The 15,471-nt window shown below is 37.3% G+C and carries 20 protein-coding genes; 13 read left to right on the forward strand and 7 right to left on the reverse strand.

The annotated features are described in order from the left end of the window. Window positions 1-199 precede the first annotated feature (199 nt). The 4 genes from AC0C45_RS07130 to AC0C45_RS07145 all read right to left on the reverse strand — a co-directional run bounded on the left by AC0C45_RS07130 (window position 200) and on the right by AC0C45_RS07145 (window position 3,059). The gene (locus AC0C45_RS07130) at window positions 200-1,051 is read right to left on the reverse strand and encodes a ClpXP adapter SpxH family protein (RefSeq protein WP_013081767.1); all 852 of its coding nucleotides are present in this window, start codon (window positions 1,049-1,051) and stop codon (window positions 200-202) included. A 26-nt stretch (window positions 1,052-1,077) separates the two neighbouring features. Beyond that, complete coding sequence (locus AC0C45_RS07135; RefSeq protein WP_013081768.1) at window positions 1,078-1,488, reverse strand: globin domain-containing protein; 411 nt, start codon at window positions 1,486-1,488, stop codon at window positions 1,078-1,080. Between the two features lie 286 nt (window positions 1,489-1,774). After that, window positions 1,775-2,464 (reverse strand): lytic transglycosylase domain-containing protein, encoded by a 690-nt coding sequence (locus AC0C45_RS07140; protein WP_257062662.1) that lies wholly within the window; start codon window positions 2,462-2,464, stop codon window positions 1,775-1,777. Window positions 2,465-2,468: 4 nt separating this feature from the next. Continuing rightward, window positions 2,469-3,059, reverse strand: a complete 591-nt coding sequence (locus AC0C45_RS07145) for a CYTH domain-containing protein (RefSeq protein ID WP_280168840.1) — start codon at window positions 3,057-3,059, stop codon at window positions 2,469-2,471. A 216-nt stretch (window positions 3,060-3,275) separates the two neighbouring features. On the opposite strand from AC0C45_RS07145, the gene AC0C45_RS07150 reads away from it, so the two are divergent. The 4 genes from AC0C45_RS07150 to AC0C45_RS07165 all read left to right on the forward strand — a co-directional run bounded on the left by AC0C45_RS07150 (window position 3,276) and on the right by AC0C45_RS07165 (window position 6,107). After that, window positions 3,276-3,662: a UPF0738 family protein gene (locus AC0C45_RS07150; protein WP_034654361.1), complete on the forward strand. Its 387-nt coding sequence runs from the start codon at window positions 3,276-3,278 to the stop codon at window positions 3,660-3,662. 27 nt (window positions 3,663-3,689) lie between these two features. Next, window positions 3,690-4,325: a GTP diphosphokinase gene (gene yjbM / locus AC0C45_RS07155; RefSeq protein WP_014461566.1), complete on the forward strand. Its 636-nt coding sequence runs from the start codon at window positions 3,690-3,692 to the stop codon at window positions 4,323-4,325. A gap of 61 nt (window positions 4,326-4,386) precedes the next feature. Next, a complete protein-coding gene (locus AC0C45_RS07160; protein ID WP_025749877.1) occupies window positions 4,387-5,184 on the forward strand; it encodes an NAD kinase in 798 nt (265 codons plus the stop codon). A gap of 14 nt (window positions 5,185-5,198) precedes the next feature. After that, window positions 5,199-6,107 carry an RluA family pseudouridine synthase gene (locus AC0C45_RS07165; protein WP_013081773.1) on the forward strand — a complete coding sequence of 303 codons (909 nt, stop codon included), beginning with the start codon at window positions 5,199-5,201 and terminating at the stop codon, window positions 6,105-6,107. 18 nt (window positions 6,108-6,125) lie between these two features. Here the strand turns inward: AC0C45_RS07165 and prpE are convergent, their stop codons facing one another. Next, window positions 6,126-6,866, reverse strand: coding sequence for a bis(5'-nucleosyl)-tetraphosphatase PrpE (gene prpE, locus AC0C45_RS07170; protein ID WP_047931001.1), 741 nt, complete (start codon window positions 6,864-6,866; stop codon window positions 6,126-6,128). 177 nt (window positions 6,867-7,043) lie between these two features. Here prpE and mgtE point away from each other — a divergent pair, with 177 nt between their 5' ends. From mgtE to AC0C45_RS07190, 4 genes are all read left to right on the forward strand, one after another. Further along, window positions 7,044-8,420 carry a magnesium transporter gene (gene mgtE, locus AC0C45_RS07175; RefSeq protein ID WP_013081775.1) on the forward strand — a complete coding sequence of 459 codons (1,377 nt, stop codon included), beginning with the start codon at window positions 7,044-7,046 and terminating at the stop codon, window positions 8,418-8,420. A gap of 158 nt (window positions 8,421-8,578) precedes the next feature. After that, a complete protein-coding gene (locus tag AC0C45_RS07180; protein ID WP_237893458.1) occupies window positions 8,579-10,438 on the forward strand; it encodes a monovalent cation:proton antiporter family protein in 1,860 nt (619 codons plus the stop codon). A gap of 456 nt (window positions 10,439-10,894) precedes the next feature. Next, window positions 10,895-11,551: a CotO family spore coat protein gene (locus tag AC0C45_RS07185; RefSeq protein ID WP_416434077.1), complete on the forward strand. Its 657-nt coding sequence runs from the start codon at window positions 10,895-10,897 to the stop codon at window positions 11,549-11,551. 77 nt (window positions 11,552-11,628) lie between these two features. After that, window positions 11,629-11,964 carry a DUF1360 domain-containing protein gene (locus AC0C45_RS07190; RefSeq protein WP_016763066.1) on the forward strand — a complete coding sequence of 112 codons (336 nt, stop codon included), beginning with the start codon at window positions 11,629-11,631 and terminating at the stop codon, window positions 11,962-11,964. A 47-nt stretch (window positions 11,965-12,011) separates the two neighbouring features. Here AC0C45_RS07190 and AC0C45_RS07195 read toward each other — a convergent pair whose 3' ends face one another. Continuing rightward, window positions 12,012-12,845, reverse strand: coding sequence for an OmpH family outer membrane protein (locus AC0C45_RS07195; RefSeq protein ID WP_237893460.1), 834 nt, complete (start codon window positions 12,843-12,845; stop codon window positions 12,012-12,014). 138 nt (window positions 12,846-12,983) lie between these two features. After that, window positions 12,984-13,715: a BMQ_0737 family morphogenetic spore coat protein gene (locus AC0C45_RS07200; protein WP_013081780.1), complete on the reverse strand. Its 732-nt coding sequence runs from the start codon at window positions 13,713-13,715 to the stop codon at window positions 12,984-12,986. Between the two features lie 261 nt (window positions 13,716-13,976). Between AC0C45_RS07200 and AC0C45_RS07205 the strand changes: the two genes are divergently transcribed. The 5 genes from AC0C45_RS07205 to spoVIF all read left to right on the forward strand — a co-directional run bounded on the left by AC0C45_RS07205 (window position 13,977) and on the right by spoVIF (window position 15,443). Further along, window positions 13,977-14,363, forward strand: a complete 387-nt coding sequence (locus AC0C45_RS07205) for a hypothetical protein (protein WP_047930997.1) — start codon at window positions 13,977-13,979, stop codon at window positions 14,361-14,363. 67 nt (window positions 14,364-14,430) lie between these two features. Next, a complete protein-coding gene (locus AC0C45_RS07210; RefSeq protein ID WP_162837671.1) occupies window positions 14,431-14,601 on the forward strand; it encodes a hypothetical protein in 171 nt (56 codons plus the stop codon). 61 nt (window positions 14,602-14,662) lie between these two features. Then, a complete protein-coding gene (locus AC0C45_RS07215) occupies window positions 14,663-14,842 on the forward strand; it encodes a hypothetical protein (RefSeq protein WP_028407491.1) in 180 nt (59 codons plus the stop codon). Window positions 14,843-14,929: 87 nt separating this feature from the next. Continuing rightward, window positions 14,930-15,052 carry a YjcZ family sporulation protein gene (locus AC0C45_RS07220; RefSeq protein ID WP_013055448.1) on the forward strand — a complete coding sequence of 41 codons (123 nt, stop codon included), beginning with the start codon at window positions 14,930-14,932 and terminating at the stop codon, window positions 15,050-15,052. Between the two features lie 133 nt (window positions 15,053-15,185). Beyond that, window positions 15,186-15,443 (forward strand): sporulation-specific transcription regulator SpoVIF, encoded by a 258-nt coding sequence (gene spoVIF, locus AC0C45_RS07225; RefSeq protein WP_013055449.1) that lies wholly within the window; start codon window positions 15,186-15,188, stop codon window positions 15,441-15,443. The last annotated feature ends 28 nt before the right edge of the window (window positions 15,444-15,471 follow it).

Below are 15,471 nucleotides of genomic sequence, written 5' to 3' on the forward strand. Positions count from 1 at the left end.
AAAAGGGGTTGCCAAAAGTCGACATAATTTGCTATAGTATTAATCGTGAAGTTTATCACAAAACAAACATATACCCCTTTGTTTGACCGTGAAAAATTTCTCCCATCCCCTTGTTGTCTTAAGACAAACGAAAAGACTTGGCGAAAGCCAAGTCTTTTTTGTTTAGTTGATGCTTAGGATAAGCATCAACATTTAATGATTAGCAGCTCTTTTCAGTACTTCTCCAAAAGGTGCCGTATTTGACAGGAACTCTCTCAACCACTTGCTGAAGCTGAAGTTTTTTCAATTCCTTTTCAGCCTCTTCTAATGATAAACCATACACAACTGCAACTTCTTTTGAAGCAACAAATTGAAAATAGCTTAAAAATGAACGAAGAGGCGGAAGACAAGCTGGATCTGGGTCAATTTCTAACATCTCTTTAATGATGTGTACATATGTTTCGTACGAATAGTATCCTGATATCTTAATGCCTTCTTCTTCAACTTTTTCGTTGAAGAACACAAGAGTTGGAATCTCATCGACATCCATTTCCGACGTGATTTTTAAATCACATTGAAAAGCCTTCGCAGCATAATCTGAATGCAAATCTTTTACAAATTCATCAACATCTAGCCCCACATGTTTTGCACATTGTATTAAGACAGATTCTTCTGTAACATTTTGTTTTTCTAAAAATACTACTTCTTGAAGTCTTCTCAAAAAGCGAATGCCCTGTTTCTTTCCTTGCAGACCGGCCGCTTTAATCGCAATTGATGCAGCGTAAGGAGTATCGATTGGGTTTTCAAGCCACAGATTGCCGTCACATGACATACCGGAGCGGCTTCCAGTTTTCTCCCACGATTTTGCAATATGTTCAAATTTCTGCTGTGCTCCAATATTTAATTGCTGTAAGTTTCCGCCAAGCACATGCTTGAGGGATAACAGCTGACCATATTCTATTTGTAACTTCTTTAGAATAGGCTCGAGTGCCCAGCATTCCGGGCAAAGAGGGTCAACAAATACATAGATTTCAAGCGGTTTTTTATTTGAACCTTGACAAAGCTGATGCAAGGATGGGAATTGGCTATTTAGATTACTCAATGTGAAAATCCTTTCTCATCTGTCTGTTCCGGTGAATTAATCATGTGTTGGGCAGTTAAAATAAGACGATGATAAAGTTCATCTCTCTCAGGACCTTCTAAATTAATTTCGTCCATTGCTTCATGCATACACGTCAGCCAGGCTTTGGCTCTTGACGGTGTAATTTCAAAAGGAAGATGCCTAGCTCTCAGCATAGGGTGACCATGCTCTTCAGTGTATAACGAAGGTCCTCCTAAATATTGTGTCAGAAATTGCTTTTGCTTTCGTGCTGTTTCTGTTAAATCATCAGGAAAAATTGGCGCGAGCTCAGGATGTTTTCCAACGCGTGTATAAAAAGCATCAACAAGTTTTGAAATCGTATGTTCACCGCCTAATAATTCGTAAGGGGAGTGGATTTTTTCTCTCATGTTGATAACTCCTTTGTTATAAGAAATATACGTCTTAACTCTTTGGTGTTTTTTACTTTCCTTAATTTTAGCAGTGTCATTTCGTTAACTCAAACTATCCGCTTACTTCTTCTACTGGAAAAGAGATAAAGTGGAATTTTACATAAGAAAAGTCTATGATGCTGTGGCGAATCACTAATCATGAGAAACAAAGGAATACTTTCACAAACGTTTCCTTCTATTTATATAGTGTAACCTCGACAAACTACAGCCATTCTATGTTCGAGTGGTGAATGATTTGGCTCATTTACACAAGATAAGAAGACATAATTTTGTTTACATATTTTTGCGTTTCTTGAAAAGGGGGGACTCCGCCGTATTTATCAACATTACCTGGTCCAGCATTATAGGCCGCCAATGCTAATTTCACGTTTCCGTTGTATTTATCTAACATTTGTCGAAGATATTTGGCTCCTCCAAATACATTTTGCTTGGAGTCATACGGATCTTCTACACCAAGAGCTTTAGCAGTTGCTGGCATTAGCTGCATAAGCCCAGCCGCTCCTACAGAACTTTTGGCAGATGGATTAAAGTTTGATTCTTGTTTAATAACAGAACGAATAAGTTTAGGATCCAGCTGGTAGCGTGCAGCTGCTTCTGTAATTATCGTTTGTACATCCTGAGAACTGGCCTTTGCCGTTTCATTTTTTTGTGCAGGTAAGGCAGAATTTGAAGCCGCTGCCTTACCTGAGGAAGAAACAGATGGCTTGGACTGCATTTGAACCGCCGTAGATGGAAACATCTGCGCTGCCTTCAAGTAAAGATTGGTACTCATTTGAGGCTCTTGATTGACGTAGTCTTGAAAAAGCTGAGCAAATACAGAGAGTAAAGTTGTACCAAGCATCACGTTAGCTGTTGGCATCTGGTTGTTAACTGAAAATGGCTGAGTTCCAGGAAATTGAACGGAAGACATGTAATTGTTAATATTTATGCTCATGAATTTATTCTCCATCTATTAACGTATACTTTCGCTTGTAAAACCGTCGAATTTTGTTTTCCGTTGGTTTCTTTTTAATATCAAGCTCCGTAAGCAATTGCTCAAAATATTTTGCTCCTTCATTGGCATCGGTTACTTCGTATTCAAGTTCATAATCTTCAGCACCTAGATAAAAGCTATGATCGAGTACAAGTAACCCGTTTTTATATGGAATTTCTGCTCGACTTGTACACAAAGTGCCAAAATAAGTTAGCGCATGGCTATCGACTTGTAAATCAGTAATAAGCTGTTGAATTGTTGACGGAATCTTGGCGCTGCCATTTCGCAATTCTTTAGCTTGTTCATTTGTTAATGCTTCATGTGTTTCTAAAAGACCCTCTTGATGAGGCTGTTTGAGCGTGAGAACGGACTTATCTTTTTTGCTTCGAATTCGCAGGGCAGCCCCGCAGTCTTTTAATGAGAAAGCAGGTGTATCAAAATAGTGGTTTTCTTGAGAGACAAACTGATCTTCAGTTAGTTGAAAGTGTGAGCGGAGACGATCGAACTCTTCTTTCGTTACTATATTTTTAAATTCAATTTCAATTTCTTGTTTCAATGAAATCATCCTTTTAATTTAGGTCTTTTGGTAAGGCACTTTCCATCTTAATTTATCACACTTTTTGAGACAGTCAAACTACATTTCCTAACAGGAATATCCATATGGAGAACTTGGAAAATGAAGAAATACGGATTGTTTAGGTTTTACCTTTATTAAACGTTCCTGGAATGTGTTAAAATAGTAACGAATTGTATAGTTGGAAGGAGTTTATTTATGCACAATCGAATTGACATCACTACCTGTGTGATGAAATCAAATGAATTACATTTAAAAGCAGACCCTATTGAGACGGAAATTGAACAATTGGAAGATACAAAACAAATGCTTGTTGACTCAGATAACATGTCATTTGTATATGTTGTAGATATTAATGATCAATTTATGTATGTTGGCCTTAGTGATAATATTTGGGCAAATTTAAAGCACGTCTTACATAAAGATATGAAAGTATTTTTAGAAATTAATAAGAAAATAATTGAGCTATCAGCCGTTAAAGAAGAGCTATCTTATCTCATCAGTAACATCGAAGGAAATGTGAATTATGGAGACGAGATGGTAGCAAGGGTAGAGGAAGTTTTTTTAGATAAAGAAAATAAGTAATAGAGAGAAAAAAGGGGGGTGTTATTAATGATCAGGCATTGGGATTTATTTTTAGCACCGTATAAACAAGCCGTTGAAGAACTTAAGGTGAAATTAAAAGGAATTCGTTCACAATATGATATGAAATCTACGCATTCACCTATTGAATTCGTTACGGGACGAGTAAAGCCTATCGCCAGTATTTTGGATAAAGCGACTCGAAAAGGAATTTCTCTCGATCGCTTAGAGGAAGAGATGCAGGACATTGCGGGACTCCGTATGATGTGTCAATTTACGGACGATATTAAGGCGGTCGTAGAGCTTCTTCGTCAGCGAACAGACTTTGAATTGATTGAAGAAAGAGATTATATTCTTCATAAAAAAGAAAGCGGCTATCGTTCATATCATGTGGTCGTATGTTATCCTGTTCAAACAATTAAAGGTGAAAAGAAAATTTTAGTGGAAATTCAAATTCGTACACTGGCTATGAATTTTTGGGCTACAATTGAGCATTCTTTAAATTATAAGTACAGCGGGAAATTTCCTGAGAACATCAAAAAGCGACTTCAGCGTGCTTCTGAAGCAGCTACTCAGCTCGATGAAGAAATGTCTCAAATACGAGGTGAGATTCAAGAAGCTCAGGCTATTTTCTCACGAAAAAAAGAATCGGCGGAAGAATCTTAGGTATGACTCAGCAACAGCTTTGTACATTGGATGGATAGGGGGAGAGAATTAGGTGGAGAAAATAAAATTTGCTATTACATCAAAAGGCAACCAAATATCAAATACGCTTATGCAAAAAATGAAAACGTATTTATTAGATTTTCATTTAGAATATGATGAAAACCAGCCTGATATTGTAGTGTCAGTAGGAGGGGATGGAACGCTTCTCTACGCGTTTCACCGCTATCGAAACCGACTTGACAAGACAGCTTTTATTGGGGTTCATACCGGCCATTTAGGCTTTTACGCAGATTGGACACCTGATGAGATTGAGAAGCTGGTGATTGCTATTGCAAAGACACCCTATCAGACTGTAGAGTATCCACTGCTTGAAGTGATTATTCGCTACACCAACGGTGGACGCGAAGCTCGATACTTAGCTCTGAATGAATGTACGGTAAAAAGTGTAGAAGGTTCTTTAGTAATGGATGTGGAAATTAAAGGGCAGCGATTTGAGACATTCCGAGGAGACGGCCTTTGCGTATCCACTCCCTCGGGAAGTACAGCTTACAATAAATCCCTTGGAGGCGCGATTTTACATCCTTCGCTTCAAGCTATTCAAATTGCTGAAATGGCTTCTATTAACAATCGAGTGTTCCGTACGATAGGTTCTCCATTGGTTCTTCCTGGACATCATACAGCGCTGTTAAAGCCTGTCAACGACGCAGACTTTCAAATCACCATTGATCATTTAACTCTTTTACATAAAGATGTAAAGTCGATTCAATTTCGGGTAGCAAGCGAAAAAATTCGATTTGCTCGCTTTCGTGCGTTTCCTTTCTGGCAGCGTGTCAGAGACTCTTTTGTATGTGATGATTAAAGGCAGGGAAGAGAATGAAACAAGTTTTTACGTTGAGTTGGACCGTAGATCATTCTTTCGAGGGTGTAGCGGTTCGTGAATTTTTAAAAGAACATGATATTTCCAAAGCTTCTCTGACGGACATTAAGTTCAGAGGAGGAGCAATTGAAGTAAATGGAAAGCATGCAACGGTTCGATATATTCTGCAAAAAGGTGACGAAATTAAGGTGGCGTTTCCACCAGAAAAAGCAAGTGAAAGTCTTCTTCCTAAAGCTATACCTTTGGATATTGTATACGAAGATGAGTATATATTAGTGTTGAATAAGCAGCCAAACATGCCAAGTATACCTTCTCGAGAACATCTAACGTGGTCACTAAGTAATGCTGTGCTCTATTATTATGAGAAAAATAACATTAACTCGACTGTTCATCTTGTAAATAGGTTGGACCGAGACACATCTGGGCTGCTTATTGTCGCTAAGCATAGGCACGTTCATTACTTATTCTCTAAAGCACAAAAAGAACATGAAATTAAACGCGTGTACCGAGCTTTTGTTCATGGGAAGCTTGTTGGCAAAGAAACGATAGAGGCACCGATTGGCCGAAAAGAGTCAAGTATCATCGAACGGGAAGTAAGAGAAGATGGGCAGTTTGCTATTACACACTATACGGCGCTTCGTCAGTATTCTTCTTTTACAGAAGTTGCTCTTTCGCTTGAGACGGGGAGAACTCACCAAATTCGTGTTCATATGGCTTATAAAGGATATCCACTGCTTGGAGATACCTTATATGGAGGAACGAATCATCTTATTTCTCGTCAAGCTCTTCACAGCTATGAGCTCACTTTTTTTCATCCTTTTTTACAAAAAACTTTGTCTTTTACAGCACCTTTGCCGCCAGATATGCAGAAACTTCAAATCGTAAAAGAAAGTCGCTTTTTTTAATGAAAAGCGACTTTCTTTTTACACGAAGTGATTAAATTTTTCCTCTACGTAAGGCATAGATGAAGGCACCGATATAATATTCCTTTCAGGATACTGAAACGCCGTTAAAGCTCCTCCAAAAACTGCGCCTGTATCAATATTAATGGTATTATGAATTTTTCTGGCTTGTACTACGGGTGTATGCCCATACACGATAAACGGTTTTCCGTTATAATGTTTGGCCCAATCCCGTCGGACAGGCATGCCGTTTAGATGTTTTTCACCCGTAATGTCTCCGTATAGCACAAAGGTTTTTACTTTTTTATCCGTTCTGCCGATGTATTCAGCTTTAAGACCGGCGTGAGCAATAATTAATTGGTTTTGATCAAGCTGCACATATAGAGGTGATTGTTCATAAAGCTCAATGAACTTTTTTTTAATGAATTTCTGTTCTCTTGAAGGTAAAGCTTCGTACTCGGCAACGGTCGTTTCTAATCCATGAGTAATTTGCACTTTGTTACCGCAAAAGAAGCGATATAGCTTATTGCAGTGATTGCCTGGACAGTAGTAAGCTTGCTGATGCTTTATTACAAGTGACCATACGAGCTCAATCACTTTTAGTGAATGAGGTCCTCGGTCTGTTAAATCACCTACAAATCCAAGGCGCCGTCCGTCACAGTGGACAGGAATCCCGTCTTGCCACTCATACCCAAGTTTTTCTGTTAACGCTTTTAATTCATCATAGCACCCATGGATATCGCCTATTATATCTACTTTCATCTTTTATCCACATCCTTAAAAGGTTTTTCCTTTGACGATATAAAATTACCCTTATATGGAGCAAACTATGTGTAGAACTTATATATTATTGGGAAAAGAGTAAAGAGCTAGGAGTTGAAAAAAAACAAAATTCATCATAAAGTTAAATGAGTTTTGTGCGACAGGGAGGTTGAAGACATGACAGATTCAATTGAAAAAGAAGAAAAGGCATGGTTCGCCGAACATTTATTATCACTTTTAGAAAAAAATGAAATCGATGCATTTCGTGAAGAATTTTTACATATGCATACGTATGACCAAGCTCAATTTTTTGAAGAATTAGATGAGCCTTCTAGATTTGCGCTGTACGAGATGTTATCTCCGGAAGAAATGGCGGATATCTTTGAAAATGTAGAGATACGAGAAGAAGATTATCAAGAAATTCTCTCAGAGATGCATCCCAATTTTGCAGCAGACATGCTGTCGAAAATGTCGGCGGATGATGCCGTTGACGTATTAAATGAATTGGATAAAGAACAAGTGGCGAGCTATTTAACGATTATGGATGAAGAAGCAGCCGATGAAATTAAAGAGCTGCTTCATTACGAGGAATATACCGCTGGAAGTATTATGACGACTGAATTTGTGGCCATTCGTGAAAATCAAACCGTACATTCAGCCATGCACATTCTACGCAGGGAAGCTCCAGAAGCGGAAACAATTTATTATGTATTTGTTATTGATGAACAAAAGCATCTAGCAGGTGTTATTTCTCTTCGTGATTTAATTATAGCAGATGAAGATACGATGATAAGCGAAGTTATGAATGAACGAGTCGTATCCGTATCAGTAGCGGAAGACCAAGAAGAAGTTGCGCGTATTATGCGCGATTACAACTTTCTTGCGCTTCCAGTTGTTGATTTTCAGCAGCATCTTCTCGGGATTATTACGGTTGATGATGTGATGGATGTTCTTGATGAAGAGGCATCGGATGACTATTCTAAATTAGCCGGTATTAGTGATGTAGATGATACGATTGACCACAATCCTTTAGTAGCGGCCAAAAAGAGGCTGCCTTGGCTTATCATTTTGCTGTTTTTAGGAATGATGACAGCGAGTTTAATTGGACGTTTTGAAGATACGTTGAATCAAGTAGCTATTTTAGCTGTATTTATACCTTTGATTGGCGGTATGGCTGGTAATACAGGAACACAGGCACTAGCCGTTGCGGTTCGCGGACTAGCGACGGGAGAAATCGAAGAAGAAAGCAAATTTAAGCTGTTAATCAGAGAAGCAGCTACCGGAATGATTACGGGCGCATCATGTGGACTTTTAGTTGTATTAATTGTTTATATTTGGCAAGGGGATCTTATTTTAGGCGCTTTGGTAGGCGTCTCTGTATTTTCAACATTGATTGTGGCTACACTTGCAGGAGCGTTTATCCCGCTTCTCATGCACAGGTTCAAAATTGACCCTGCAGTCGCATCAGGACCATTTATTACAACGATCAATGATCTTATCAGTATTTTAATTTACTTCGGTCTAGCGACAACATTTATGAGTTATTTAAAATAATGAAGGGACGTTAGAATTCGGCATGAGTAATCATGTCGGATTTTCAGTATTAGTTCATATAGTTGACAGAGAACCTTCAAGCTTTTATGATTAACCTTTAATTTTGAATACTAACGTCTTCGTTTTATAAATAGCGAAGGTAAAAGGAGGGGGATCTAATGGAACAGCACGCGTCCTTTACATCACTTGTTATCGTCATTAGTTTGGCCTTTTTAACGCCTATACTGTTGCATCGGTTTAAACTTAACATTATACCTGTAGTCGTAGCTGAAATTATTATGGGATTAATTATAGGGAAAAGTGGTTTTGACCTTGTGGAGCAGGATATGTGGCTTGAAACACTTTCCACTCTAGGCTTTATCTTTTTGATGTTTTTAAGTGGTTTAGAAATTGATTTTTCTGCTTTTGCTGGAGGAAATTCAAAAGACAAAAAGGCTTCAGGAGCGAAGGTGCCAAATGCTTTTTCCATTTCTATACTAGTGTTTGCAGCTATCTTTGCCGTTTCACTATTTTTGTCCTATGTTTTTGTATGGACAGGTTTTATTGATAATGCCTTTTTGATGACGCTTATTATTTCTACCATTTCACTAGGAGTAGTAGTGCCGACATTAAAAGATGCACAGATTATGAAAAAGCCGATTGGACAAACCATTTTATTGATTGCGGTTATTGCGGACTTAGTCACGATGATTTTACTAGCCGTATTTGCTTCCGTCTATGATAAATCAGGAAATAGCAATACGTGGTTGATTTTAATTTTATTTGGAGTAGGAGTGATTTTATACTTCATAGGGAAGCAGTTTAAAAACCGATCGTTTCTTGAAACAATGTCTAAAGGTACAATTCAAATCGACACGCGCGCCGTATTTGCACTCATTATCATTCTGGTGGGCCTTTCGGAGTCAATTGGTGTTGAAAACATTTTAGGTGCGTTTTTAGCGGGATCACTTGTTTCTCTTCTAGCTCCTAACAAAAACTTAGTTCATAAATTAGATTCGTTTGGCTATGGATTTTTAATTCCTATCTTTTTTGTGATGGTAGGAGTGAAGCTTGATGTTTGGTCATTGTTCAGTGATAAAAAAGTGCTGATATTAATGCCTTTATTATTCATTGCATTGTTGATATCCAAGCTAGTCCCAGTGTTAATCTTAAGAAAATGGTATGATATGAAAACCGTTTTGGCATCGGGTTTTCTTTTAACATCGACTTTATCACTCGTTATTGCGGCAGCAACGGTTGGTGAAAATATTGGTGTTATTGATTCACAAATGTCCGGTGCGCTGATTTTGGTGGCGATTATTACATGTATTATTACACCTATTATCTTTAGAAAGCTGTTTCCAAAGCCAGAAATCAGTGACAGAAAGCTGAAGGTTAATATGCTCGGTGCAAATCAATTTACACTCCCGGTTATTCGAGAAATGGATCTTGATTTATATGATGTTACGATTTATCATCCTACTCAGGACAAAATTGAAAACCGTACGTCGGATTCCATTTTTAATATCGTGGACATCGATGGATATAGTAAGGAAACTTTAATGCGTATGGGGATTTTAGATGCGGATGTATTAGTCGTAACAACAGGGGAAGAAGAAAGAAATAGCGACATTGCTCTATTTGCAAAAAAATATGGTACAGAACGGGTTATTGCCCGCGTAGAAAGTCCTGGATTAGATGAAAAGATGAAAGAAAATAACATTGAAGTTTTTTCTGTGCTGTTATCTACGACTGCATTGCTAAAAGCTTTAATCGAATCGCCAAATATTTTAAATATCTTAACGAATCAAGAAACAGCACTTTATCAAATTAATATGCGTAACCCTAAATACGAGGGGGTAGAGCTTCGTAAGTTCCCATTTACAGGAGATGTGATTTTTGTTCGAATCTTTAGAGGCAAAGATTCCATTGTACCTCATGGCGATACAGAGCTTGAATTTGATGATCGTTTGATTGTAACGGGGTCTCGTTCGTATGTGAATGAATTGCGTATGCTTCTTGAGTATAAAATTAGATAAAGGTATCTAGGTAGGTTTAGTTTTCTATGTTATTGAATGAGAGAAAGAGGCTGGGACAAAATTATTTTAGCTGAAGTGAAAAACGAACCATTGATCAAAATATTTGATTAGTGGTTCGTTTTTTTGTTGTCTTGAAAATTAGTTTCATCTGTTTAGCTCTCTCTAGCAGTTGATTGGAGGGGAAGACGAAGAATCCCGCGGAAAGCGAAGTCTTGCACGGAAATCAACTGCGGTGTAACAAGCGGTTAAGCTCATGTATCCCATTTATGCGTCTTTAGATTGAATTAATTTCGTTATGTCTCAACCTCTTTTATTGTTTTTTTAACAAATTTTGAAAATGAAGGTACAGCCCTGCTTTTGGTGTTAAAAAGGCTACCGCAAAAAAATAAACAAGTTTTTCCGTGTTCAAGCATACATTTTTAAAAGAACGATAACAAGCAATTGGAGGTATGCTTCATGACTAACTCAAAATCTAAGTCAGAAGAAAACGAGCCGCTAATGTACATTATCCAGCCAAACGCTACGCAAAACCAGCGTTCTATGCAATATTATTTCAGTTCAAAACAGCAAGACAATAAAGAAATAAAGAAAGAGTATGTGTTAAAAGAAGAGCCCAGCTTTTCTTCTATTCAAGAAGTTAACGAGCCTGAGGTAGAAAAAGTAGAAGAAATTAAGCAGGAAAAAGATGTAGGAATTAAGCAAGAAATTAAGCAGGAAAAAGATGTAGGAATTAAGCAAGAAATTAAGCGGGAAAAAGATGTAGGAATTAAGCAAGAAATTAAGCGGGAAAAAGATGTAGAAATTAGGCAAGAAATTAAGCAGGAAAAAGTTGTAGAACATTCAATTATTCCTGTGAATATACCGCAATCAGAGACTAAAAAGCCAAATAAAATGTTTCAGTCTATGACGATCAAAGAAAAAATTGAATTTCTATGCAGCTTTCCGGCTCATATGTCTCAACCTATTTGTGAAATCTTATGTCAAAACCAAAAATATATAGGAACAATTTTAGAACTCAAAGAAGGAAATTTATACGTAAGCATCCCTCCTAATAAAGAGAAGAAAGTATTAACATTTAATGATATTCAGACCATATCTATCATTAAAATTTAAGTAAGCCTAAAAGCTAACAGTGAAAAAGCACGTTAGCTTTTATTTTCATAAGCTTGGGAATGCACGGAGGAATGAAGATGACATGGATTTATCTAACGTTATTTGTCTTTGCGACGTTTCGGCTCACTCGCCTAATCGTTTTTGATAAAATTACGGCTTTTATTCGTAAACCGTTTCACAAAATTGTAGAAGATCAAGATGAAGAAGGAAATAGGATAACATACTTGGAAATAAAAGGAAAAGGACTACGAAGATGGATTGGAGAACTGCTCAGCTGTTATTGGTGCACGGGCATATGGTGTGCGGTAGGGATTTATTTTAGTTATGTAGCGGTTCCCCACATTGCTATTCCTATCATTACAATCTTAGCTATTGCAGGATGTGCTGGAATTGTAGAATCTTTTATGAAATAAATGGACGAGTTAAAAGACATATTGAACATCAATATGTCTTTTAGTTATTAAGGAAAATTTAGCACAACTTTATTTAACAAAGGAATGCCTTCTTGCCATTCTTCACTATAGAAAAAGCCTTCTAAAATAAATGAGGGCATATCAGAGGAAAGAGGAACAACTACTTGAAAAGAGTCAAATAGTAATTTGTCTTTTGGCTTTAATACTGTCTGCTTAATAGGTTTAATCCAATACTCACCCTCACGTTGAATTTTTTCGTTCCATTTTGGATGAGCGTAACGCCATTGTAAAGAAGAAGATGGAATACTAGAAGCATCAATGCTTTTTTCATCAACGATCTTCCCGCTTAATGTAGACGAAGCGGCAGGCTTCATTTTTAAGCAAAGCACAGGAGAGTGTAAAGTACTGCTCGTTTGATTTTGAATAATTACATTGCCGAATATCATCAGCTCCCTTTCATGTTGTTCTGGCAGCAGTATAGAATGTTGAAAGAAACAGAGGATATCACTCTTTTCAAACCTTTCCACGGGTTTTTCTACAATTTTTTCGATCACTTTTTCCACGATCTTTTCTTCAATAACCGGCTGTTTTCTCGAGGCTTTTTCCCGAAATGCTTCTGCAATAATTTTTTGTTCAGAAAGCTCATTTCTCAGTAAATCCAGCTCTTTTTCTAATCCTTCAATTTCTACTTCTTTTTCAGATGTAGAAAGCGTCTCAGCGTGTTTTTTCTTCCAAAACGATGTATTTTCTTTTTCTCGTTCTAAAGCTCGTTCATAGCTTTTTAATTGGTTTTGTACGTTCCGGATTTCCGATTTATAGTGAATGAGCTTTTGTTTTAATTGAGTTAAATCATCTTTAGGGGAAGGGGAGTTACGACTCATCTAGTAGTCTCCTTTCCTGCTGAGCTATGAACCAGCTTTGTAAACTAGGGCTGCTCACAGCAGTTTTATTTATATGTATGCACAAAGCTTGTAAACGATGAAAAAAGAGGAGAAATATTCTCCTCTGAGGTTATCCAGTTAATCAAAGTCACTTTCAAAGTCACTTTCGAAGTCACTTTCATCAGAATCACGATAAGGTCTTCCAGGGAAGATAGCTTCACACTGAGGTGGATATTCAATCGGTGAGAAACCGCTTGTAGAAATAACTTCGGGGCGAGGATAACAGAAGCTTCCTTCTACTTCAATCTTAACATCTTTTTCAATTTGCACACTTAGACCTAACACAAGATCGAAGCTTAGCTGCTGTAAGTGAATGTCTGATAATCTAATAGAACCATCAGTTCCTTCAAAAGAATCAAGGTGTACCACAGGTTCTGTTCCTTCAGGTGCGCAAAGATAGAATGTTTGATGAATTTTCCAAGGAATAACACTAGATTCGACATCGCTGTATTTATGATGTCCACCTAAATTAATTAACCTAATTTTATAAAAACCGCTAATTGATAATTTTACTTCATGAAGAATAACAATTTCTCCGTCTGGTAAAACGACCTTCTTAGGTTTGCGACCACCTTGTGGTACAAGCTCAATTACATGATCGAGCGCCTCTTCATCAGAAACGTCTACCGAGTGTCCTTTACTATCAGTTAAAATAACTTCTACTTCTACATCATGGCCTAAATCTTCAAGCGCCTCTTCATCAAATAGTGAAGCGTCATTAGTAAAGATTTGTGGCAAAACCACTTGACGTCTGACCCAATCGTACACTTTAGGTACGCGGATACACAATGCTTCAAAATGTTCTCCCATTTTTAAACCTCCTAATTGTAATTGTCCTTCCTTTACGCTGTTCGTTACTAGGTATCGGACTACTATAGTGTATGAATGACTTACTTTTATGTTCCTTAGTAAAAGCGGAATTTATAGCAATAATTTCTGGATGAAGCGAGCATAAAAAATGAAGGAAATAATAAACTCAATTACAGCATATTCATGTTAGTAAAAAGTGTTATTCATCTTTAATTGATTTTCAGAGGTTTGTGCATTGTTTATAATGAAGGAGTGAGCAGTATGAGTGAGGAAAAAGTGAAACAAAAGATCTCTTCATTAAAGTCAGAGCTGGCTTTTTATAAGGAAGAATATCAAAAGTTCAAGCACCAAGAATTTGAATATGAAGATATGAAAGAAGAGTTAGCTGAATTAAAGGAAAAGCATGAACAAGAAAAAAGAAAGCTGCAAGAAAAAATAGATTGGCTTAAGGCATGTGTCAATGAACAAAAATCAAAAAATGAACAGTCTATTGTGCAGTACGATGATCATGCACGAGAAACGATTCAGGAGCTACAGAGCAGGCTGGGAGAAGTAACAGAGCAAGAAAGGGTGGAAGCACCAAGAACAAGGAAACCCAAAAGCAGCACGGATTTATTTTTGTCCATGCAGCGCAAAATGGACAAATAAGATAGAACGTCTTTCTTTAGTCCTGAATATAATGTTATAGATAGGATGCTGTGAAAAGGAGGGAAACATGATGTATTATCATTATAATCCTAATCAATATCCTCAGCCACTGCCTTATCATCCACAACCCATTACAAAACAATCAGTGAAGGAAGGTCAGTCTACTCCTAAGCCAGTCCAGTACCCTTCTCCAAAACAAGGTGGTTGCGGCTGTGGTTCAAAGTTACCAAAGCGATAAGCAATAGAAGCATTGTCACTCCGACAATGCTTTTTTACATAGAGTGGAGAGAGGTGTAGATATGCCGGATTTTTTCGATGAATTTGAACGTTTTTTTGAACAGCATATGATGGGAGAACATCGAAAGAGAATGAAAGAAGTAGAAAAAGAAGAAAAGCAGATGGAACAGCAAGAGAGGAAACTGCAGCAAAATGTAAAAAGACTTGATGAGCAAGATGCTGAAGATCCGTTTGGACAATGAAATTTAATGTACACAGTTGAAAAGCCCATACAAAATCATTTGAGTGAACATACAGTATAGAGAGTAAAACAGAGGGGGTGTAATATTATGGGCTGCGGATTTGGCTACGGTGGTTGTGGTTACGGTGGTGGCTACGGCGGTGGTTTTGCGTTAATCGTTGTATTATTCATTCTATTAATTATTGTTGGTTGTGTTTGTTTTTACAATTAATCCCTTCTATGAATAAGGCACCGAAAAGTGCGGGTGAAGTTTCACTCGCACTTTATTTTTTTATTAAATGTAAAGGGCACCATCTAGGCACATGGTGCATACGATGAAGTATAAATAAAGGAGGTCATGCAAAATGGATAATAATATGTTTAAAAATATAGAAAAGAAAACAGGCGTTAATATGAAGGATATTTTTGAACTTGCGAATTCTGTACAAAATGCTAATTTTAAAGATGAGCAAACGGTGCGTAATATTGTGAAGCGAGTAGCACAAATTGCGAATAAGCCAATTTCAAAACAAAAAGAAGAACAAATTGTTAAGGCGATTGCAAACAATAATCAATCCATTGATTTTGCGACCATCGCTAAAATGCTAAATGAGAAAAAATAATTTAATGTTTTTATATAAAGCCCTGACG

This window comes from Priestia sp. VA7, assembly GCF_055710015.1.